Annotated in this window: 23 protein-coding genes; 10 read left to right on the forward strand and 13 right to left on the reverse strand. The window is 66.8% G+C overall.

Annotated features, from left to right (window positions below; translation table 11 throughout):
- The first annotated feature begins 109 nt into the window (after positions 1-109).
- On the forward strand, positions 110-1,213 hold the full coding sequence (locus tag AWC03_RS13920; protein WP_085241132.1) for an iron-siderophore ABC transporter substrate-binding protein: 1,104 nt from the start codon (positions 110-112) through the stop codon (positions 1,211-1,213).
- A 117-nt stretch (positions 1,214-1,330) separates the two neighbouring features.
- A complete protein-coding gene (locus AWC03_RS13925; protein ID WP_085241134.1) occupies positions 1,331-2,371 on the forward strand; it encodes an NAD(P)-dependent alcohol dehydrogenase in 1,041 nt (346 codons plus the stop codon).
- Here AWC03_RS13925 and AWC03_RS13930 read toward each other — a convergent pair.
- Positions 2,366-2,749: a DUF3349 domain-containing protein gene (locus AWC03_RS13930; protein ID WP_249025882.1), complete on the reverse strand. Its 384-nt coding sequence runs from the start codon at positions 2,747-2,749 to the stop codon at positions 2,366-2,368. The two genes, AWC03_RS13925 and AWC03_RS13930, sit on opposite strands and share 6 nt — an antisense overlap.
- Positions 2,750-2,932: 183 nt before the next feature.
- Here AWC03_RS13930 and AWC03_RS13935 point away from each other — a divergent pair, with 183 nt between their 5' ends.
- Positions 2,933-3,502: a restriction endonuclease gene (locus AWC03_RS13935; RefSeq protein ID WP_249025880.1), complete on the forward strand. Its 570-nt coding sequence runs from the start codon at positions 2,933-2,935 to the stop codon at positions 3,500-3,502.
- Between the two features lie 70 nt (positions 3,503-3,572).
- On the opposite strand, the gene nrdF is transcribed toward AWC03_RS13935, so the two are convergent.
- Positions 3,573-4,547: a class 1b ribonucleoside-diphosphate reductase subunit beta gene (nrdF, locus tag AWC03_RS13940; protein WP_208859445.1), complete on the reverse strand. Its 975-nt coding sequence runs from the start codon at positions 4,545-4,547 to the stop codon at positions 3,573-3,575.
- A gap of 193 nt (positions 4,548-4,740) precedes the next feature.
- Between nrdF and AWC03_RS13945 the strand changes: the two genes are divergently transcribed.
- Positions 4,741-5,187, forward strand: a complete 447-nt coding sequence (locus AWC03_RS13945; RefSeq protein WP_085241138.1) for an SRPBCC family protein — start codon at positions 4,741-4,743, stop codon at positions 5,185-5,187.
- A complete protein-coding gene (locus tag AWC03_RS13950) occupies positions 5,171-5,719 on the forward strand; it encodes a TetR family transcriptional regulator (protein WP_085241140.1) in 549 nt (182 codons plus the stop codon). Before AWC03_RS13945 ends, AWC03_RS13950 begins: the two co-directional genes overlap by 17 nt.
- Before the next feature lie 7 nt (positions 5,720-5,726).
- Here the strand turns inward: AWC03_RS13950 and AWC03_RS13955 are convergent, their stop codons facing one another.
- Complete coding sequence (locus tag AWC03_RS13955; protein ID WP_085241142.1) at positions 5,727-6,302, reverse strand: TetR/AcrR family transcriptional regulator; 576 nt, start codon at positions 6,300-6,302, stop codon at positions 5,727-5,729.
- 92 nt (positions 6,303-6,394) lie between these two features.
- On the opposite strand from AWC03_RS13955, the gene AWC03_RS13960 reads away from it, so the two are divergent.
- Positions 6,395-7,303 carry an SDR family oxidoreductase gene (locus tag AWC03_RS13960; RefSeq protein ID WP_085241144.1) on the forward strand — a complete coding sequence of 303 codons (909 nt, stop codon included), beginning with the start codon at positions 6,395-6,397 and terminating at the stop codon, positions 7,301-7,303.
- Here the strand turns inward: AWC03_RS13960 and AWC03_RS13965 are convergent.
- The 3 genes from AWC03_RS13965 to AWC03_RS13975 all read right to left on the reverse strand — a co-directional run bounded on the left by AWC03_RS13965 (position 7,265) and on the right by AWC03_RS13975 (position 10,527).
- The gene (locus AWC03_RS13965) at positions 7,265-8,809 is read right to left on the reverse strand and encodes a flavin-containing monooxygenase (RefSeq protein WP_085241146.1); all 1,545 of its coding nucleotides are present in this window, start codon (positions 8,807-8,809) and stop codon (positions 7,265-7,267) included. The two genes, AWC03_RS13960 and AWC03_RS13965, sit on opposite strands and share 39 nt — an antisense overlap.
- Positions 8,810-8,915: 106 nt before the next feature.
- Positions 8,916-9,650: a TetR/AcrR family transcriptional regulator gene (locus AWC03_RS13970; protein ID WP_090423435.1), complete on the reverse strand. Its 735-nt coding sequence runs from the start codon at positions 9,648-9,650 to the stop codon at positions 8,916-8,918.
- Positions 9,651-9,741: 91 nt separating this feature from the next.
- A complete protein-coding gene (locus AWC03_RS13975) occupies positions 9,742-10,527 on the reverse strand; it encodes a helix-turn-helix domain-containing protein (RefSeq protein ID WP_090423434.1) in 786 nt (261 codons plus the stop codon).
- Between the two features lie 75 nt (positions 10,528-10,602).
- Here AWC03_RS13975 and AWC03_RS13980 point away from each other — a divergent pair, with 75 nt between their 5' ends.
- Entirely contained in the window at positions 10,603-11,073 is a 471-nt protein-coding gene (locus AWC03_RS13980; RefSeq protein WP_085241206.1) for a VOC family protein, read from the forward strand.
- A gap of 9 nt (positions 11,074-11,082) precedes the next feature.
- Here AWC03_RS13980 and nrdE read toward each other — a convergent pair whose 3' ends face one another.
- The 4 genes from nrdE to AWC03_RS14000 form a co-directional block, all read right to left on the reverse strand.
- Entirely contained in the window at positions 11,083-13,248 is a 2,166-nt protein-coding gene (gene nrdE, locus AWC03_RS13985) for a class 1b ribonucleoside-diphosphate reductase subunit alpha (RefSeq protein ID WP_085241149.1), read from the reverse strand.
- Positions 13,218-13,670 (reverse strand): class Ib ribonucleoside-diphosphate reductase assembly flavoprotein NrdI, encoded by a 453-nt coding sequence (gene nrdI, locus AWC03_RS13990; RefSeq protein WP_085241151.1) that lies wholly within the window; start codon positions 13,668-13,670, stop codon positions 13,218-13,220. The genes nrdE and nrdI overlap by 31 nt, the downstream gene beginning before the upstream one ends.
- A gap of 43 nt (positions 13,671-13,713) precedes the next feature.
- Positions 13,714-13,953, reverse strand: coding sequence for a redoxin NrdH (locus AWC03_RS13995; protein WP_085241152.1), 240 nt, complete (start codon positions 13,951-13,953; stop codon positions 13,714-13,716).
- Positions 13,954-14,470: 517 nt separating this feature from the next.
- On the reverse strand, positions 14,471-15,064 hold the full coding sequence (locus AWC03_RS14000; protein ID WP_085241154.1) for an NAD(P)H-dependent oxidoreductase: 594 nt from the start codon (positions 15,062-15,064) through the stop codon (positions 14,471-14,473).
- Between the two features lie 51 nt (positions 15,065-15,115).
- On the opposite strand from AWC03_RS14000, the gene AWC03_RS14005 reads away from it, so the two are divergent.
- Together AWC03_RS14005 and AWC03_RS14010 are read left to right on the forward strand one after the other, a co-directional pair.
- Positions 15,116-15,724, forward strand: a complete 609-nt coding sequence (locus AWC03_RS14005; RefSeq protein WP_085241156.1) for a TetR/AcrR family transcriptional regulator — start codon at positions 15,116-15,118, stop codon at positions 15,722-15,724.
- A gap of 6 nt (positions 15,725-15,730) precedes the next feature.
- Positions 15,731-16,774 (forward strand): DNA polymerase IV, encoded by a 1,044-nt coding sequence (locus AWC03_RS14010; RefSeq protein ID WP_085241158.1) that lies wholly within the window; start codon positions 15,731-15,733, stop codon positions 16,772-16,774.
- Here AWC03_RS14010 and AWC03_RS14015 read toward each other — a convergent pair.
- Positions 16,709-17,632, reverse strand: coding sequence for an SDR family oxidoreductase (locus AWC03_RS14015; protein ID WP_085241160.1), 924 nt, complete (start codon positions 17,630-17,632; stop codon positions 16,709-16,711). The two genes, AWC03_RS14010 and AWC03_RS14015, sit on opposite strands and share 66 nt — an antisense overlap.
- 32 nt (positions 17,633-17,664) lie before the next feature.
- On the reverse strand, positions 17,665-18,300 hold the full coding sequence (locus AWC03_RS14020) for a TetR/AcrR family transcriptional regulator (protein ID WP_085241161.1): 636 nt from the start codon (positions 18,298-18,300) through the stop codon (positions 17,665-17,667).
- Positions 18,301-18,414: 114 nt separating this feature from the next.
- Between AWC03_RS14020 and AWC03_RS14025 the strand changes: the two genes are divergently transcribed.
- A complete protein-coding gene (locus AWC03_RS14025) occupies positions 18,415-19,893 on the forward strand; it encodes a cytochrome P450 (protein WP_085241163.1) in 1,479 nt (492 codons plus the stop codon).
- Positions 19,894-19,968: 75 nt separating this feature from the next.
- Here AWC03_RS14025 and AWC03_RS14030 read toward each other — a convergent pair whose 3' ends face one another.
- Positions 19,969-20,484 (reverse strand): 2-isopropylmalate synthase, encoded by a 516-nt coding sequence (locus tag AWC03_RS14030; protein WP_085241164.1) that lies wholly within the window; start codon positions 20,482-20,484, stop codon positions 19,969-19,971.
- Positions 20,485-21,043 lie beyond the last annotated feature (559 nt).

The following is a 21,043-nucleotide window of genomic DNA, read 5'->3' on the forward strand; positions in this document are numbered from 1 at the left end:
TCCTGTCGACGTCAGGGCTGGTCCTACAAACTGTCGTAATTGGCTCGGCGCTGCGGCGTGTCGTTTCAGCGTGCCGGGCGCGGGGCCGGCAGGTGTTAGCGTTCGACCCGTGCTTTTCGGCGTGACCCGACCCGCGTTCCGCGCGGCCGCCGCGCTGGCGGCGGCGGTCGCCGTCGCGTGCAGCGGCTGCGGATCCGGCAAGCCGGGCGGCAACGCGGCGGGCCCCTCCCTGGTGACCCCCACCACCCAGATCGCGGGCGCCGGTGTGCTCGGGAACGACCGCCGCCCGGACGAGTCGTGCGCGCGGGATGCCGCGGCGGCCGATCCGGGGCCGAAGACGCGGGAGGCGCACAACGCGGCCGGCGTCACCCCGGACGTGGTGCCGGTGCCCGCGGAGCCGCAGCGGATCGTGGTGCTGTCCGGCGATCAGCTCGACGCCCTGTGCGCGCTCGGCCTGCAGTCGCGGGTGGTCGGGGCGGCCCTGCCGGACGGATCGTCAGGCCAGCCCGCCTACCTGGGCAGCGCGGTGCACGACGTGCCCGGCGTCGGGAGCCGCAGCGACCCGGACCTGGCTCGGATCGCGGCGACCCACCCGGACCTCATCCTGGGATCGCAGGGCTTGACGCCGAAGTTGTATCCGCAGCTGGCCGCGATCGCCCCGACGGTGTTCACCGCGGCGCCGGGCGCGGCCTGGGAGGACAACCTGCGGGGAGTGGGCAGCGCGACGGCGCGCGGTGGCGCGGTGGACGCGCTGCTCAGCGGCTTTTCCCGGCGGGCCGCCGACGTCGGCGCCCGGCATGACGCATCTCACTTCCAGGCGTCCATCGTGCAGTTCACCACCGACACGATCCGGGTGTACGGCACCAACAACTTCCCGGCCAGCGTGCTGGGCGCCGTCGGCGTGGACCGGCCGGCGTCACAGCGGTTCACCGACAAGCCGTACCTCGAGATCGGGGCCACCGACGACGACCTGGCCAAGAACCCCGACCTCTCCGCCGCCGACGCCGACGTCGTCTACGTGTCGTGTGCGTCACCGGCGGCCGCCCAGCGCGCCGCCGCGCTGCTCGACAGCAACCCGTGGCGCAAGCTGTCCGCGAACCGCGACAACCGCGTCTACATCGTCAACGATGAGATCTGGCAGACCGGCGAGGGCCTGATCGCGGCCCGCGGCATCGTCGACGACCTGCGCCTGCTGAACGCCCCGATCAACTAGCGACGCGGCGGGCGGGTACCCATCGCCTTAAGGTGATGACGTGCGGCCACCGGTTGGCCCGGGAACATTACCTTAGCTAAACTTTTGACGACGCGACCACATCGAAGAGGGATATTCATGAGCACTGTTTCGGCCTACGCCGCCACGTCGGCGACCGAACCGTTGACCAAGACCACCATCGAGCGGCGTGACCCCGGTCCGCACGACGTGGCGATCGACATCAAGTTCGCCGGGATCTGCCACTCCGACATCCACACCGTCAAGGCCGAGTGGGGCACGCCGAACTACCCGGTGGTGCCCGGCCATGAGATCGCCGGCGTGGTGAGCCAGGTCGGTTCCGCGGTCACCAAGTACAAGGTCGGCGACCACGTCGGCGTGGGCTGCATGGTGAACTCCTGCGGTCAGTGCAGCAGCTGCAAGGCCGGGCTCGAGCAGTACTGCAAGCCGGGGGCGACCTTCACCTACAACTCCATCGACAAAGACGGCACCTCCACGCAGGGCGGCTACAGCCAGGCGGTCGTCGTCGACGAGAACTTCGTCGTGCGCATCCCCGACTCGCTGCCGCTGGACAAGGCGGCGCCGCTGCTGTGCGCGGGCATCACGCTGTTCTCGCCGCTGCGGCACTGGAAGGCCGGCGAGGGCACCCGGTTGGCGATCATCGGCCTGGGCGGGCTGGGACACATGGGCGTCAAGCTGGGCGCGGCGATGGGCGCCGAGGTGACGGTGCTGTCGCAGTCGCTGAAGAAGATGGAGGACGGGCTGCGCCTGGGCGCGAGCCACTACTACGCCACCTCCGACCACGACACCTTCAAGAAGTTGCGTGGCAGCTTCGACCTGATCCTGAACACCGTCTCGGCGAACCTGAAACTGAACGACTACCTCAACCTGCTCGACGTCGACGGCACCCTGGTGGAATTGGGCATTCCGGAGCACCCCATGGAGGTGGGGGCGTTCCCGCTGGCGCTGGCGCGGCGCAGCCTCTCCGGGTCGAACATCGGCGGGATCGCCGAAACCCAGGAGATGCTGGACTTCTGCGCCGAACACGATGTGACACCCGAAATCGAGCTGATCGACCCGGATTACATCAACGAGGCCTACGAGCGGGTCCTGGCGAGCGACGTCCGCTACCGGTTCGTCATCGACATCTCGAAGCTATGAGGCGACGCCCGACGGTTCTTCGGGCGCGTGGTGACGGGCAACCAATTCGGCCGCCTCGGCGTGCTCGTCGTCGGGAACAACCTCGCTGACGTCGATGCCGGCCAACGGCCATCCGGCCGCCGCCAGCGTGGCGGCGACCCGGATGACGTTTTCCTTGCCGGCGTCGAACTGCGTCATGTCGGAGATGAATTCGGCGATCTCGTCACGATCGATGGGGTGCCCGATCGTCTCCGGCGACCCTTCTTTGGCAGTGATGTGGCGCACCACCTCGCGGATCTGGTCTTCGGTCAGCGGTGTGCTGCGCAGTAAGGCCATCAACGGCACGCGGTCCGGGCCGGGAACGCCGTTCGGGTAGCCGACCTGCAGCCACTGAATCACTGAGCGGCAGAAATGGCGGCGGTGATCCTGCTCTGAAGAGGGGGGTTTCGTCACCAGAACAGTGTCGGGCAGCGCCATCGGCCGCGCTAGCGAGGCATCGTTCCGTCCCCACAATTCACATGTCGTTCACTGCCCGAACATGTCGGAGGCTGGTTTGTCGCCGCCCATCCCTACCATCGAGGCGTGCTCAAGGCGCTCGTCGTCATCCCGCTGGCGTGCGGGCTGTTGGTCGGCGTCGTCGAGCACAACCCAGGGGCGGCATTCGTGGCGTTCTACCTGACGGTGCTGCTCGAGGTGCTCGTGGCCTGGTCGACCAATCGTCGGTGGCCGCGCGCGGGCCGCGCCGTGTTGGCCGCCGTTGACGCCATGGACGGGCTCGAATTCGAGCGCTATGTCGCCGCGCGGCTGCGCCGGGCCGGCTGGCGGGTCACGCTCACCCCGCCGGTCGGCGACTACGGCGTGGACCTGATCGCCGAGAAGGACGGCCACTCCGTGGCGGTCCAGTGCAAGCGCTACGGCCAATCGGTGGGCGTCGCGGCCGTCCAGCAGGTGGTGTCCGGCGCCCGCCACCACGGGTGCACCCGGAGCGTCGTGGTGAGCAATCGTGAATTCACCAGGGCCGCAAAGCAATTGGCGCACACCCACGGCTGTCAGTTGATCGGCCGCAAAGTCCTGCTGGGGTGGGTGCCGCCGCCCCCGGGCAGCGCCAAAGATCCCGCGGGAAGAAAATCGGCGCAGCCGGTGTATGAATAAGGGATCGGGCCGGCCCCAGTCCCTCCCCCCCGACAGTGCGGCCGGTCCGATTCTCAATCCATGTGCGGCTTTAGAAGTCCCAGTCCTCGTCCTCGGTGACGACGGCCTTGCCGATCACGTAGCTCGAGCCCGAACCCGAGAAGAAGTCGTGGTTCTCGTCGGCGTTGGGTGACAGCGCCGACAGGATCGCCGGATTGACGTCGGTCTCGTCGCGCGGGAACAGCGCCTCGTAGCCGAGGTTCATCAGCGCCTTGTTGGCGTTGTAGCGCAGGAACTTCTTGACGTCCTCGGTCAGCCCGACCTGGTCGTAGAGGTCCTGGGTGTACTCCACCTCGTTGTCGTAGAGCTCGAAGAGCAGCTCATAGGTGTAGTCCTTGAGCTCGGCGCGCTTGGCCTCGTCGACCAGCGCCAGCCCGCGCTGGTACTTGTAGCCGATGTAGTAACCGTGCACGGCCTCGTCGCGGATGATCAGCCGGATCATGTCGGCGGTGTTGGTCAGCTTGGCCCGGCTCGACCAGTACATGGGCAGGTAGAAGCCGGAGTAGAACAGGAAGCTTTCCAGCAGCGTCGAGGCCACCTTGCGCTTGAGCGGCTCGTCGCCCTTGTAGTACTGCATGACGATCTCGGCCTTGCGCTGCAGGTTGGGATTTTCCTCCGACCAGCGGAAGGCGTCGTCGATCTCGGCGGTCGAGCACAGCGTCGAGAAGATGTTGCTGTAGCTGCGCGCGTGCACCGACTCCATGAAGGCGATGTTGGTCATGACCGCTTCCTCGTGCGGGGTCAGCGCGTCGGGAATCAGGCTGACCGCGCCGACGGTGCCCTGGATGGTGTCCAGCAGCGTCAGTCCGGTGAACACCCGCATGGTCAGCTGCTTCTCACCGGCGGTCAGCGTGGCCCACGACGGGAGGTCGTTGGACACCGGCACCTTCTCGGGCAGCCAGAAGTTTCCGGTCAGCCGGTCCCAGACCTCGGCGTCCTTCTCGTCCTGCAGCCGGTTCCAGTTGATCGCCGAAACGCGGTCAATCAGCTTCATGTTCTCGGTCACCAGAACCCCACTTCACACGCCGTTTTGCCTGCGGTTGACTAGAGCTCAAACACTACCCCTGGGGTACGACAAGCCGCGGCAACACAACAAGTTGTGTTTTCCGTGTCGTAACCCGTTCCTTGGCCCGGCCCCCCTCTCACCAGGTGCGCGCGAGCCCTGGTCAACGCGATGCGCCCGATGTACCATTTGGTACATGTTTACCGAAGACAGCGTCGAGATCGACGCGCCGCCGCAGCTGGTGTGGGATGTCTTCAGCGACGTGGAGCGCTGGCCCGAGTGGACCGCCTCGGTGACCTCGCTGACCGGACGGGACGGACCCGCGCTGGCAGTGGGCAGACGATTCGCGATCAAGCAGCCCGGCATGGCGACGCTGGTGTGGCAGGTCACCGAGCTCGATCCGGGCACGTCGTGGACCTGGGTGCAACGCTCCCCCGGTGCGCGGGTGAGCGCCCGGCACGACGTCATCGCACAACCGGGCGGGCGCACCCTGGTGCGTCAGCAACTGGATCAGCGCGGTGCGCTCGGCGCCCTGGTCGGCCGGTTGATGGCCGGCAAGACGAAACGATTCCTCAAGCTCGAGGCCCAAGGACTCAAGGCCCGGTCTGAGCAGCTCAGCCGCGCCGATGGCCCGCAGTCCTGACTCACAGCGGCGTCGCGAACTACTGCATGCGCTATTCGATGAGTTCGCCACAAACGGCATCGGCAACCGTTCGCTCCGCGACGTCGCAGCCGCTGTCGGCACCAGCCACCGGATGTTGTTGCACCACTTCGGTTCCCGCGACGATTTGCTGATTGCGGTCGTCGAGGAGGCCGAGCGCCGCCAGATGGCTCTCGTTCCCGGCTTGCCGGAGGATCCGGCCGAGGGCTTCGCCGCGATGTGGGCCGACCTTCGTCGCCCGGAATTGCGCCAGTTAGAACGGCTCTTCTTCGAGTGCTACGCACGCGCGGCCCAAGGCGAGAAGCCTTTCACACGAATGGTTCCCGGGGCGGTCGACGGCTGGCTGCGTGAGGTCGACACCGTCGCCGCCGGCGCCCCCTACGACGGCGCGATGGCAAGGCTCGGGCTGGCCGTCACCCGAGGCCTGCTGCTGGACCTGGTGGCCACCAATGACGAGGCCGGTGTCGACGCGGCCGCGAAGGCCTTCACCGAGCTCCTCAGGCGCCCAGGATGATCCGGGTTCACTTCCCCTTCGGCAACAGGGCGATCATCGTGTCCACGAGTTCCTCGGCGTCGGTGTTCCACTTATCCAGGTCGAGGTGGCCGCTCAGGTCCAAACCGGTGATGCCGTGGGCGGTCGTCAAAAGCAGCGCCCCATAACGCTTTGCCTGCCGGGGACCAGTGATGCGGCCCACGATGTCGAGAAACAGGTCCTGCGTCCGTTCCGCGGCCCGCACCGACGCCTCAGGGGGTTCGCCGGGCGGCGGGGTGAACATCAGGCGATACAGGTGCGGCCGGCTGCGGCCGAGAGCGATCAGCGCAAGCAGGCCGGATCGCAATGACACCTCGGGCGGGTCGTCACTGGCGGCCAACACCTCGAGGGCATCGCCCAATTCACCGAGCGCGTTCGTCGCGAGGACGGTGAGCAGCGACTGCTTATCGGCGAAGTGACGGTACGCCGCCGAGCGCGACACGCCGCTGCGAGCCCCTACCTCGCGCAGCGTCACGGCCTCGACTCCGCCGAGGTCGAGCAGGACCCCGGCCGCTTCGAGCAGCGAACGGCGGGTGGCCGCCGCGCTTTCCGATCGTGTCGTCACCCGCCGAGCATATGTCGGCAGCCTAGTTGACATTGTCAACTCAACTGTTAGGTTGAGATGACAGTGTCAACTCAACCGCTCTGGAGACCGCCATGACTTCCCCGCGTTCCACCGACCGCAACCAGCTGATCGTCGTCACCGGCGCCTCGACCGGTATGGGCGCCGCAACCGCAAGGCAGATGGCCCGCAACGGTTTTCACGTCCTTGCGGGCGTGCGCCGCGCAGTCGACGCGGACGCGTTGCGCGCCGAACGCATCGAACCGCACATCCTCGACATCACGGTCGAATCCGACATCGCCGCGATCGCCGACCGCGTCGCAAGCGATCCGGTGCACCGCCCACTGCGCGCGCTGATCAACAACGCCGGGATCGCGGTCAACGCCCCAGTCGAAACGCTGCCGCTAAGCGAGTGGCGCCGGCAATTCGAGGTCAATGTCTTCGGACACGTCGCGATGACGCAGGCGCTGTTGCCTGCCCTGCTGGCCAGCAAGGGCACCGTGGTGAACATCAGCTCCATCGGCGGCAAGGTCGTCCTGCCGACATACGGGGCATACGCGGGCTCGAAATTCGCGCTCGAGGCGATCAGCGATGCGCTGCGTCGCGAGGTCACCGATGCGGGGGTCAAGGTCGTCGTCGTCGAACCCGGTGCGGTCAAGACCGAGATGGCCGAGCGGGGGGTCGCCACGGCGGAAGAACTCATGGCCCGCATGACCGCTGACCAACTGGCGCGCTACGGCGATCTCGCCGCGGCCGTCATGGCGCAGGCCCGGACGTTCAACGAGACCGGCGTCTCGGCCGAACACGCCGCGAAGGTGATCGCAAAGGCCGCCACCGCCTCCCACCCGCGGACGCGCTACACCATCGGGCGTGACGCCGCGATCTTGCTGCGGATCAGCCGTGTCGTATCCGACCGGGTCCTGGACCGCATCGTGCGCTTGAACCTTCGCTCATTCGCGAAAAGCTCAGCCCCCGACGGCCGCCGCGCGACGGCCGGCACGTGAGCCCGCGCCGAAGAACTGATACTCCTCGGGCTTGATCGAGCGGGTATCGCGCCAGTACTCCCAGGTGTAGCCGCCCCACAGCACCGTGTTCTTGCCGTGCTCGTCGAGGTACCAGCTGCTGCATCCGCCGCTGTTCCACACCGAATGCCCCAGCCTGCGCTGCAACTCGTCGTTGAACGCGTCCTGCGCGGCGCGCGTCGGCGCGAGCGCCTGGGCGCCGCGCTTGTCGCAGGCCCTGATCGCGCTGGCGACGTAGCGGATCTGGGACTCGATCATGAAGACCACCGAGTTGTGGCCCAGGCCGGTGTTCGGGCCCAGCAGGAAGAACAGGTTGGGCATGTCGGCGACGGTGATGCCGCGGTGCGCGGCGATGCCCTCCCGGTTCCAGCGATCGACCAGGTCCTCGCCGTTGTGCCCCTTGATCTGGACGTAGGTGTAGGAGTCGGTGACGTGGAAGCCGGTGCCGTAGACGATCACGTCGACTTCGCGTTCCTTGCCGTCGGCGGTGACGATGCCGGTGGGCGTGATCCGGGCGATGTGGTCGGTGATCAGTTCGGTCTTCGGGTCGGCGACCGCGCGATAGTAGGTCGAGGAGTTCAGGATTCGCTTGCACCCGATCCGGTAGTGCGGGGTGAGCTTGCGACGCAGCTCGCGATCCTTGACCGATCGGCGGATGTTGTATTTGACGTAGGCCTCGATGAACTTCAAGGCGTCGGGACGCTTGGTCATTCCAACGGCCAGGGCCTCTTGGCCCCAGTAGATCACCGCACGCACCAGCGCCCGCAGGCCGGGCACGTTGGCCATGGCGCGCCGCAGCGCCACCGGGATCTCGGGGTTGGAGCGCGGCACCACCCAGGGCGGAGTGCGTTGGTAGAGCTGCAGTTCGGCGACCTGCCCGACGATCTCCGGCACGATCTGGATGGCGCTGGCGCCGGTCCCGATCATCGCCACCCGCTTTCCGGTCAGGTCGACGGTGTGGTCCCACTCCGCGGAATGGAAAGCGGGGCCACGGAATTCGTCACGGCCCTCGATGTCGGGCATGGCCGGGATGTGCAGCGCACCCGCGCCCGAGATCAGGAACTGCCCGACGAACTCGCGGCCGTCTTCGGTGAAGACGTGCCAGCGCTGCTCTTCGTCGTCCCAGTGGGCACGATCCACGTGCGAATCGAACTCGATGTAGCGGCGCAGCCCGTATTTCTCGGTGACTCCCTTGAGGTAGTCCCAGATCTCGGGCTGATAGGAGAACGGGTTGCGCCAGTCGGGCTTGGGCTCGAAGGAGAACGAGTACAGGTGCGACGGGATGTCGCAGGCGCAACCGGGATAGCTGTTGTCGCGCCACGTGCCGCCGACGTCGCCGAACTTCTCCAGGATGACGAAGTCCACGCCCAGCTGCTGCAGCTTGATCGCCATCCCCAGGCCGGAGAACCCGGTCCCGATGATGATGGCGCGCGCGTGGACGGGTTGGTGCGTGTTGGTCGGCTCGGCTTGTGTCACGACGTCGGTCACGGTGGATCGGTCTTCCTGTCAGATTGCGCAAAATACCCAGTACCCAGGGTATCGAATGGCACGAGTGTCGACGATCGCCGCAACGATGTCAACGTGCCAAAAGTCCTCAGCTCGCCGCGGGGCTGCTGGGCATCACGCTGTGGATGGGCTGGTCGGGGTCCATGGTGATGCCGAGCACCTCAGCGGTGCCGACGATGACCCCGACCATGATCGTCGTCAGGTGGGCGACGAACTGCTCGCGCGACATGCGGCGTGGGCTGTCGGCGTCGGGTCCCAGCCACCACTCGGTGGCCGATGCGGCCGACCCGAATGCCGCGTTCCCGGCCAGTTCGAAAGCCGCGTGGTCCAGTTCCATCTCGCGCAGCTCGTTGTCGAACATGTCGGCCACCGCCAGGGTGATCCCGCGGCCCTCGTTGAGGATCTGCGGGCTCGCCGCGGAGCGACCCTGGATGAAGACCCGCAGCACGTTGGGGTGCTGGTCGACGAGGTTGACATACTCCTCGACGGCGCGACGGATCACCTCGCGGGAGGAGTCGGTTTTCAGGTCGATCGACGGGAAGATGGCGGCCCACAGCATGTCGCGCAGCCGTTCCCCGATGGCCTGGAACAGGTCGGCCTTGTCGTGGAAGTGCCGGTAGATCTTCGGCTTGGCGGTGCCGGCCTCCTCGGCGATCTCCCGCACGCTCAGCTCGGGGCCCAGGCGGTCGATGGCGCGGAAGGCCGCGTCCACGATCTCGCCGCGCACCTTCTTGCGGTGTTCGCGCCACCGCTCGCTGCGCGCGTCGACCTTCGCCCCCGGCGGCTTGACACTGGGGTGGGGTGGTCGCGGAATTCTCACCACGTCAAGCACCATACCCCTCTGACGACCATTCGAGCCGCTGACCTGGGCAGACTGCGCGACGATCGAGGATGACATCCACTGAACCGCCACATCATCGTCTGTACCGTTGGGCGTACTCGCCCGGGCTGCAGCCCAACATCGACCGGAAGTCGTTCGTGAAGTGCGCCTGGTCGTACCAGCCGAGTCGCACTGCCAGGTCGGCGAGGTCGACGCACCGGTCAGTCTCGAGCGCCAACGCGGCGTGCTGCAAACGGTATCGACACAGCACCCATTTGACGGAGACGCCGACGTAGCGCCGAAATACGCGCTGCGTAGTTCGCGCGCTCCACGGCGAGTACGCCATAACCTGGTCCACGCTGTGCAAAGCCTGCTCGTCGCGCATCCGTTGAAGCAGCGTTGCGAGGGCCGCATAGGTTGGATCGGGCCGGGTCGCAGCACCGATCGCGGCATCGAATTGCGCCGTGGCGGCGTCGATATCGTCGTCGAAAGACACGGAGCCGCCGAACAGCTCGCCGTCCGCCCGCATAACGCGGCCCGCCACCGCGGCGGCGTCGCGCCCGAATCGGGCGGTGAACCCGCCCGGCTTGAAACGCGCACCGACTACCGCGCCCCGTCCGGACAATGTGATGCTGAAGACCCGTTGCACCACGCCGTGCACCAAAGTGGCAGGTAAGGCATGGCCGTGACGCGGCGAGTCGGTCCCCCACTCGTGCGTGAGGTGCATCGACGGGAAGGTGATCACCAGGCTGTCATGCGGCGGTCGCCCGGTCAGGTCCCAGCAGACCGACCAGTAGTGTTCGACGAATTTGCCCGCGAGTTCCGACGGCGCCCTGCGGACGAGGTCGAACACCGCCGCGCTGCCCGCCCGCCCGACCACGCCCAACTCGGCACCGTGGATTGGTGGCGCGTTTTTCCAAGCCAACACGTGACGAATGTAGCGAAGGTGGACGCCATGACCCCCACACCCATTCCCGCCGGCTACACAAGTTTGACCCCGTTCCTGGTCGTCGACGGCGCCGCGGCAGCCATCGATTTCTACCTCGACGTGTTCGGCGCCGTCCTGGTCGAGAAGATGACCGGACCGGACGGCACGATCGCGCACGCGGAATTGGATTTCGGCCACGGGAGGCTGCAATTGTCCGATCCCAACCCCGAATACCGGCTCGTGGCTCCCGCCGCGCACAGCGGGTCCGTGACCCATTCGGTCGCGCTGTATTGCGCTGACGTCGACGACGTGCTGGCGCGCGCCGAGCAGGCAGGGGCGACGATTCGCGAGGCAGCCCAGACCTTCGTCACCGGTGACCGGTTCGGTTCCATCGTCGACCCGTTCGGGCAACGCTGGTCGATTATGACGCGGGTCGAAGAGGTCGACGCCGCCGAACGCGAACGGCGCCTGGCGAGCTGGGGACAAACGAATCTGTGAGGGGCCGTCCTACAGCATGCAGGACACGCAGCCCTCGACCTCCGTCCCTTCCAGCGCCATCTGCCGCAGCCGGATGTAGTAGAGCGTCTTGATGCCCTTGCGCCAGGCATAGATCTGCGCCTTGTTCACATCGCGCGTGGTGGCGGTGTCCTTGAAGAACAGCGTCAGGCTCAGTCCCTGGTCCACGTGCTGGGTGGCCGCGGCGTAGGTGTCGATGACCTTCTCGTAGCCGATCTCATACGCGTCCTGGAAGTACTCCAGGTTGTCGTTGGTCATGTAGGGCGCCGGGTAGTAGACGCGGCCGATCTTGCCTTCCTTGCGGATCTCGACCTTGCTGGCGATCGGGTGGATCGAGCTCGTCGAATGGTTGATGTAGGAGATCGACCCCGTCGGCGGGACGGCCTGCAGGTTCTGGTTGTAGATGCCGTGCGCCTGCACCGACTCCTTCAACCGCTTCCAGTCGTCCTGGGTCGGGATCCGGATGTCCGCGTCGGCGAAGAGCTGACGCACCTTGTCGGTCTGCGGCTCCCACACCTGGTCGGTGTACTTGTCGAAGAACTCGCCCGAGGCGTACTTCGACCGCTCGAAACCGCCGAACGCCCTGCCCCGTTCGATGGCGATGCGGTTCGACGCCCGCAGCGCGTGGTAGAGCACCGTGTAGAAGTAGATGTTGGTGAAGTCGATGCCCTCTTCGGACCCGTAGAAGATGCGCTCGCGCGCGAGGTAGCCGTGCAGGTTCATCTGCCCCAGGCCGATCGCGTGGGATTCGTTGTTGCCCTGCTCGATCGAGGGCACCGACGTGATGTGGGTCTGGTCGCTGACCGCGGTCAGGGCGCGGATGGCCACCTCGATGGTCTGCGCGAAGTCCGGTGAGTCCATCGCCTTGGCGATGTTCAGCGAACCGAGGTTGCACGAAATGTCTTTGCCGACTTTGGCATACGAGAGGTCGTCGTTGAACAGCGACGGCGTGGACACCTGCAGGATCTCCGAGCACAGGTTCGAGTGCGTGATCTTGCCCTCGACCGGGTTGGCCCGGTTCACCGTGTCCTCGAACATGATGTAGGGGTAGCCGGACTCGAACTGCAGCTCGGCCAGCGTCTGGAAGAACTCCCGCGCCTTGATCTTCGTCTTGCGGATGCGCGCGTCGTCGACCATCTCGTAGTACTTCTCGGTCACCGAGATGTCGGCGAACGGCAGGCCGTAGACGCGTTCGACGTCGTACGGCGAGAACAGGTACATGTCCTCGTTCTTCTTGGCCAGCTCGAAGGTGATGTCGGGGATCACCACGCCCAGGCTCAGCGTCTTGATCCGGATCTTCTCGTCGGCGTTCTCGCGTTTGGTGTCCAGGAAGCGGTAGATGTCGGGGTGATGCGCGTGCAGGTACACCGCTCCGGCACCCTGGCGCGCGCCCAACTGGTTGGCGTAGGAGAACGAGTCCTCGAGCAGCTTCATGATGGGGATGACGCCCGAGGACTGGTTCTCGATGTTTTTGATCGGCGCGCCGTGCTCGCGAATGTTGGTCAGCAGCAACGCGACTCCCCCGCCGCGCTTGGACAGCTGCAGGGCGGAGTTGATCGATCGGCCGATCGATTCCATGTTGTCCTCGATGCGCAGCAGAAAGCAGCTCACCGGTTCGCCGCGTTGCTTCTTGCCCGAGTTCAGAAACGTCGGGGTGGCCGGCTGGAAGCGGCCGTCGATGATCTCGTCGACCAGCTTCTCGGCCAGCCCGGTGTCACCGGCCGCCAGGGTGAGCGCCACCATGACCACGCGGTCCTCGAAGCGCTCCAGGTAGCGCTTACCGTCGAACGTCTTCAGCGTGTAGGAGGTGTAGTACTTGAACGCGCCCAGGAACGTCGGGAACCGGAACTTCTTGGCATAGGCGCGGTCCAGCAGCTCCTTGACGAAGTTGCGCGAGTACTGGTCGAGAACCTCGCGCTCGTAGTAGTTTTCGCGGATCAGGTAGTCGAGCTTCTCGTCCTGATTGTGGAAGAAGACAGTGTTCTGGTTGACGTGCTGCAGGAAGTACTGGCGCGCCGCCAGCACGTCCTTGTCGAACTGAATCCTGCCGTCGGCGTCGTACAGGTTCAGCATCGCGTTCAGCGCGTGGTAGTCCGTTTCACCGGGCAACGCGTGCGCGCCGGACGTTACAGGCTCTGCAGTGACGGTTGGTGGCACGTCTGTTCCTTCCAGAAATCTTCCAAGCCCGCGCGGACGGCTTCCACGTCGTCCGGGGTGCCCATCAGTTCGAAGCGGTAAAGGTAGGGGACGCCGCATTTGCGCGAGATCACGTTGCCCGCATAGGCGAATTCGGCGCCGAAGTTGTTGTTGCCCGCCGCGATGACGCCGCGGATCAACGACCGGTTGTGCTCGTCGTTCAGGAATGCGATGACCTGCTTGGGAACGTATCCGCCGGCGTTGAGGTCAGGGGTGGCCCGGCCGCCGCCGTACGTGGGCACGATCAGGACATACGGCTCGTCGACCTCGATGCGGCCATGCAGCGGTATCCGCGTGGCGGGAACACCCAGCTTCTGCACGAAGCGGTGGGTGTTCTCCGACACGGAGGAGAAATAGACCAGGCTGCGCCGCGTGATGTCCATAGCACCGCAACCTCCTTCTTACCTATCGTCCGCCGCTGGCCACTCAGGCGCTGAGGGCCGCTTCCGCGAGCGCCTTGATGCGGTCCGGCCGGAACCCCGACCAGTGCTCGTTCCCCGCCACCACCACGGGCGCCTGCAGGTACCCCAGCGCCATCACGTAGTCGCGCGCCTCGTTGTCCAGCGTGATGTCGACCTTCTCGTAGCCGATGCCCTGCTTGTCCAGGGCCTTGAACGTGGCGCTGCACTGCACGCATGCCGGCTTGGTGTACACGGTGATGCTCATAGAAGCCGCTCCTTTGCGGAAGGTGGGACTTGTCACGGACTGGCAACTACTCGGTACTACGTCTTCGCTGTGTTTCAGCGGCCCGCCAAGCCCCCACATTCCCGTCGTGCGGCCGTCGGGGTCGAATGACCCATTGAGCCGATTTCGGGTGGTGAACCAGGCCCCGGTCGGGCTGGTGAACCTGGGATCTGCCGGTGCTCGAAACACTACACCTAGTGGCAGACAAGATGACCAGATACAAGATGTTCGGAATGACATTTTTGAAATTCGCTGGTCGTAAGCCGTTCGGGCGACACGCGCCCGGCGTGTCGCAGGTCACATTCTTCGACGAAGCCGCCCATGCGAATCGTTGTATCACCGGCCACCGACATCTCCCCGTGGCCCGCGCCCAAACCGCCGCATTCGGCCTCCCCGGCCGACCGCCAGCAAAGCCGCCAGCCGAGGGCTGGCGGCTTTGGCTATCCGGTTGCCACAACCTCGCTGGTCACCCGGTGACCAGCTTGTGGACTTCCCCCAATCAGCCGACTTCGGCGACCAGCTTCCCGACCGCGTCGCGCACATTCCCCGAGAGCTCGGCGTGCTCCGCGGGCGCTTTGCCCTCCAGCGTCTTGAACGGCACGGAGAGTTTGATCGAATCCACCACGCGCGCGCCGGCGATGCCGAACGACTTGCGGGTTTCGTCGTGCGCCCAGACCCCGCCGTACTGACCGAAGGAGCCCCCGATCACCGCCAGCGGCTTGCCCTTCAGCGCGCCGTCGCCGAACGGCCGGGACAGCCAGTCGATCGCGTTCTTGATGACGGCCGGAATGCTGCCGTTGTATTCCGGGGTGACCACCAGCGCGGCGTCGGCGTCGGCCGCCGCCGCGCGCAGGGCGACCACCGGGGGCAGCGGCGGGGCGCCGGTGTTCATCGCGTCGTCGATCTCTTCGTTGTAGAACGGCAGCTCTGCGAGCTCCTCGAAGATCGTGACGGTCACGCCGTCGGGGGCCACCGCCGCCGCCAGTTCGGCGATCTGCCGGTTCACTGACGCCGCACGCAGGCTTCCCACGAACGCCAAGATCTTGGTTGTCACTGTCGGAGTCCCTTCGGTCGTTGGTCTACATCCTCGCATGCCCAAACCGGACTGCAGTCCGGTTTATTCCGGCGGCGTTAAAGTGCAGTCATGAGCGAACGGTTGGGCGAGCTGCCCGTGTGCGCTCCGCAGGTGGTCCACCAGGAGCGGGGCGACGCGGCGCGCAACCGTGCCCTGTTACTCCAGGCTGCCCGAAACCTGGTCGCCGAGCGCGGCGCCGATGCGGTCACCATGGACGACATCGCCGCGGCCGCCGGGGTCGGCAAGGGCACGCTGTTCCGCCGGTTCGGCAGCCGCGCCGGCCTGATGATGGTGTTGCTCGACGAAGACGAGCAAGCGAGTCAGCGGGCGTTTCTGTTCGGGCCGCCGCCCTTGGGCCCCGGCGCGCCGCCGACGGATCGGCTGGTGGCGTTCGGCCGCGAGCGGATCCGCTTCGCGCACACCCACCGCGAGCTGCTCTCGGCCGTCAACCGCGACCCGCAAAGCCGTCACAACGCGCCGGCGATGGTGCAACGCACCCACGTGCGGGTCCTGCTGAAGGCCGCCGAGTCCACCGGCGACCTCGATGTGCAAACCGACGCGTTGCTGGCGCTGCTGGACGTGGACTACATCGAGCACCAGCTCGCCGAGGGCGGCCACACCCTGCAGACCCTCGGCGACGCGTGGGAAAGCTTGGCGCGCAAGCTTTGTGGGCGGTGACCCGGCATGATCGCGCCGACGCAGAGCTGGGTCCTGCACGTCGACCTCGATCAGTTTCTGGCGTCCGTGGAATTGCGTCGCCACCCCGAGCTAGCCGGGCTGCCGGTGATCGTCGGCGGCAACGGCGATCCGTCCGAACCGCGCAAGGTTGTCACCTGCGCGTCCTATGAAGCCCGGAAATTCGGCGTGCACGCCGGCATGCCGTTGCGGGCCGCCGCCCGCCGCTGCCCCGAGGCGACGTTCCTGCCGTCGGACGCCGAAGCCTATGACGCGGCCTCCCAGCAGGTGATGGGGTTGCTGCGCGATCTGGGGCACCCGGTCGAGGTGTGGGGATGGGACGAGGCGTACGTCGGGCTGGCGGGGGCCGACCCGACGGAAGTGGCCGACGAGATCCGGGCGGTCATCTCCGCGGAAACCGGGCTGTCCTGCTCGGTCGGCATCAGCGACAACAAGCAGCGCGCCAAGGTCGCGACCGGCTTCGCCAAACCGGCGGGCGTCTTCGCGCTCACCGACGCGAACTGGATGACCCTGATGGCCGACCGCCCGGTCGACGCGTTGTGGGGCGTAGGCCCCAAGACCGCGAAAAAGCTTGCCGCGCTGGGGATCACGACGGTGCGTGAGCTCGCGGACAGTGACGCCGAGCTGCTGACGTCGGCGTTCGGCCCGCGTACCGGGCTGTGGCTGCTGCTGTTGGCCAAGGGCGGTGGCGACACCGGCGTCAGCGCCGAGCCGTGGATCCCGCGCTCGCGCAGCCACGTGGTCACCTTCCCGCGCGACCTCACCGAACGCGCCGAGATGGATTCGTCCGTCACGCAATTGGCCGAACAGACGTTGGCCGACGTGCTCGCGTCGGGCCGGATCGTGACCCGCGTGGCCGTCACCGTGCGGACCGCGACCTTCTACACCCGCGCCAAGGTCCGCAAGCTGGACGCCCCGACCACCGATCGCGACACCATCGTCGCCGCGGCGCTGCGCGTCCTGGACCTATTCGAGCTCGACCGCCCGGTCCGGCTGCTGGGGGTGCGCCTCGAACTGGCCATGCCGCACTAGCGGCGCCGGGGCCGGCCGCAGCGCCCGGGTGAACACCACGTTCACCTGACGCATCGCCACGCTGTAGGGCCACCAGGCCAGCCGCTTGAAGGCGTACAGCGCCCGGATGTCCGCCGAGGTGTAGATCAGGTAGCGGTTCTTGGCCACCCCGGCCAGGATCTTCTCGGCCGCCCTCTCCGGCGAGACGGCGTGGCCGCTGAAGCGGTTCACCCAGCGCGCCACCTTGGGGTCTTCGCGGTCCACGCCGGCGATCTCGACGGTTTGGACCAGCGGGGTGTTCACCGCGCCCGGCACCACGACCGACACCCCGATGCGGTGCCGGGCCAGGTCGAAGCGCAGCACCTCCGACAGCCCGCGCAGGCCGTACTTGCTGGCGCTGTAGGCGGCATGCCACGGGAGGGCGACCAGCCCCGCGGCCGACGACACGTTGACCAGGTGCCCGCCGTTGCGGGCCGCCACCATCGGGGGGACGAACGTCTCGATGACGTGGATCGGACCCATCAGGTTGATCGCGATCATCTTGCTCCACTGCTCGTGGCTCAGCCGGTCGACGGTGCCCCACGCCGACACACCGGCGATGTTGAGCACGACGTCCATGCTCGGATGGTCGCGATGGATGTCGGCGGCGAACGCGGCCACCTCGTCATAGCTGGCGATGTCGAGGGCCCGATGCTCGGGTACCCGCCCGCCCAACGCGCGGGCGTCGGCCACGGTCCGCTCGAGGCCGTCCCGGTCACGGTCGGTGAGATAGAGCTCGGCGCCGTCGGCGGCCAGCCGCAGCGCGGTGGCGCGGCCGATGCCGCTGGCCGCCCCGGTGACCAGACACCGTTTGTCCGCGAAGTATCCCTGCTGCCCCATTGCCGTGACGATACCGGCGGTAACGCCTCGGCCTAGGGACGCCCGCCCCACAGCGCGTGCAGCCACAACCGCTCCAGCACGCGCACGCGGCGGTCGCGGTCGCTGTCACGGCCGGCCAGGATCGGGTCGCCGGTCAGCATCAGCGCGGTGGTACCGGCGAGGGTGCGGATCAGCGTCGGCAGGTCGTCGCTGATCGGGCTGGCGGTCCCGGCCTTCATCTCCGCCTCGACGATGGAGACGATCTGCCCCAGCACCACCTCGAACTGCTGGTCGAGGAGATTACGGATCTCGACGTCGGTGGTGCGCGCCTCGTTGCACGCGGTCATCACCGGGTCGTTGTGCGCGTACACGGCGGCCGCGCTGCCGACCATGCGTTGGGCGAACTGCTCCGGCGACTCGCCGGGCTGGCGCGGGGCGAAGTCCTGGGTGAGCTCTTCGAGTTCGGCGGCGGCCTCGGCCATCAACTGGGCCAGCACCGCGTATTTCGAGTCGAAGTAGAAGTAGAAGCCGGAGCGGGCGACGCCGGCCCGAAGGCTGATGGTGCTGACGGACAGCTCGGCGAATGGCTGCTCCTGCAACAGTTCCCGCACCGCCTGCAGGATCGCCTGGCGTTGCTTGTCGCCGCGCCGTTGCCCGACGGGCTCCGGGGTGGCGGGGTGGCTGCTCACTCCCTGACCTTGCACCACGCCGCGCGAAAAGCAAACTTGACAGCCGTCAAGTTTTTTCCGAAGGTTATAGAACAGTGACGGCTGTCACCTCGGAGGGCACGCAAAGGAGCGTCTATGACCGCCACGATCAGCACCCCGCACTACCTGCTGGACCAGGCGCGGCGCCGGTTCACCCCGACGCTGAATACCATCCCGGGGATGGGGGCGGTCGAGAAGCGGCTGCTCAGCCACGAATGGGACACCAAGGTCCTGGCCGAACCCCCCGCCGGCAGCGGTCTCGAGCCGGTGTTGGGCGATGCCGGCCTGCCGATCCTGGGCCACATCATCGAGATGTTCCGGGGCGGGCCGGACTACGCGCTGCACCTCTATCGCACCCGGGGCCCCCTGCACTTCCTCGACTCGCCGATCATGCCGGCGGTCACGGCGCTGGGACCGGACGCCACCCAGGCCGTGTTCTCGAACAAGAACAAGGACTTCTCACAGCGGGGCTGGCACCCGGTGATCGGGCCGTTCTTCAACCGCGGCCTGATGATGCTGGACTTCGACGAGCACATGTACCACCGGCGGATCATGCAGGAGGCCTTCACGCGCAGCCGGTTGACCGGCTACGTCGAGCACATCGACCGGGTGGCCAGCGACATCGTCGCCAACTGGCCGACCAACGACGCGCGTTTCCTGTTCCACCCGGCGATGAAGGAACTCACCCTGGACGTCGCCTCCCTGGTGTTCATGGGGCACGAGCCCGGCACCGACCACGATCTGGTCACGAAGGTCAATCAGGCGTTCACGATCACGACGCGCGCGGGCGGCGCGATCATCCGGCAGCCGCTGCCGCCGTTCAAGTGGTGGCGGGGGCTGCGGGCCCGCACACTGCTCGAGGAGTACTTCGCCGAGCGGGTCAAGGAGCGCCGCCAGGCCACCGGCAACGACATGCTCACGGTGCTGTGCCACACCGAGGACGAGGACGGCAACAGCTTCACCGATGAGGACATCGTCAACCACATGATCTTCTTGATGATGGCCGCCCACGACACCTCGACGTCGACGACCACCACGATGGTCTACAACATGGCCGCCAATCCGGAGTGGCAGGAGCGGGCGCGCGAGGAGTCGGCCCGGCTCGGCGACGGGCCGCTGGACATCGAGGCGCTCGAGAAGCTGGAAACGCTCGAACTGATCATGAACGAGTCGCTGCGCATGGTGACGCCGCTGCCGTTCAACATGCGGCAGGCCGTTCGCGACACCGAGCTGCTCGGCCACTACATCCCCGCCGGCACCAACATCACGATCTGGCCGGGCATGAACCACCGCCTGCCCGAATTATGGACGGATCCAGACAAATTCGACCCCGAACGCTTCGCCGAGCCCCGCTCCGAGCACAAGAAGCATCGGTACGCGTTCGCGCCGTTCGGCGGCGGCGCGCACAAGTGCATCGGCATGGTGTTCGGACAGCTCGAGGTCAAGACGGTCGTGCATCGGCTGCTGCGCCGCTACCGGCTGGAGCTGGCCCGGCCGGGCTACCAGCCGCACTGGGACTACGGCGGCATGCCGATACCGATGGACGGCATGCCGATCGTGCTGCGCCCGCTCTGACTCGCCGCGAGCAGACGCAAAATCGCGCAGTGCGGCTGCTCGGCGTGCGATTCTGCGTCTGCTCGGCAACCCGGACTACGCGATCAGCCGGTTGGCACACGCGATCACCGCGCGCAACGCCGACTGGGCCGGTTCCTCGGACCAGCCCATCGCCCATTCCACACGGGCGCCGTTGCCGCCTTGGACGAACGTGGCCGTGCGCTCGCCGGAGCGCAGCTGATGGAACTTGAGAATCTCCACCGGGATGCCGCGTTCGTGCAGCATCGCGCTGAGCGCCGCGATCGGGCCTCCGGCCGCCGCCGTCGACACGCTGATGCGCTCGCCGACGGCGATCATGGCCCGAAAGTTGCGCGGCTGCGGGCCCGGCCGCCGCTGGTCGTCGATGCACTCCCAGTTGCGCAGGCGGATCGGTCCGGTCATCTGGCCGTAGGTCGCGACGAAGCGCTGCCAGGACATCGCGCCCGCGGGCTCCCGCAGGCCGCTCGGTAGCGGCGCGCCGAACTGTCGGGCGAACCACTCCGTGGCGAGGCACGGGCCGGCCGGGTCGGCGTCGGAATCGAGACGCTCGGGAAAAGTTTCGGGAACGGTCATGGTGCCGGTCTTCTTCGGTCGAAGGATTGACCGACGGCAGTAGCTTCCGACCCACAGCGGGGGGTCGGTCTGGGTCAGACCCCGCTGCGGGTGCTAGCTACTACGACACGCTCGAGAAGACGCACGAGCGACGACCTTAGTCGCGTACCCGCCTGACGTGCAAGTTTCGGGCGAGCGGCATATCGCGTCAACCCGTCGCGAAATTAATCGAAGATTTTGGTTTACCCGCGCGAGTCAGCGGGTATGGGGCGGGGGCATGTGTCGTTCAACGGCTGTGCAATTACCCCCTCGAAGGATGATGAAAGAAGGCTCATCATGAAGGCGAAGCGCACCATGAAAACCCTCAAAGCCGCTGTGGCGGCCGCGGGCCTCGTCACGGTGTTAGTGGTACCGACAGGATGTGCCTCATCGACGGCCGGCAGCGGCGGACTCGTCGGCGGGGCTAGCGGCGGCTGTGTGATCAGCGCGCTCGGTGTCTGCGTCTAGTGTCCTGAGTCATTAATTTGGGTGCAGTAGTTGGCGATGCTGGTCAGGATTTGGTCGGCTGTCTTGGTCCGGG

Source organism: Mycobacterium europaeum (assembly GCF_002102155.1).
In the GTDB taxonomy this organism is placed as follows: Bacteria; Actinomycetota; Actinomycetes; order Mycobacteriales; family Mycobacteriaceae; genus Mycobacterium; species Mycobacterium europaeum.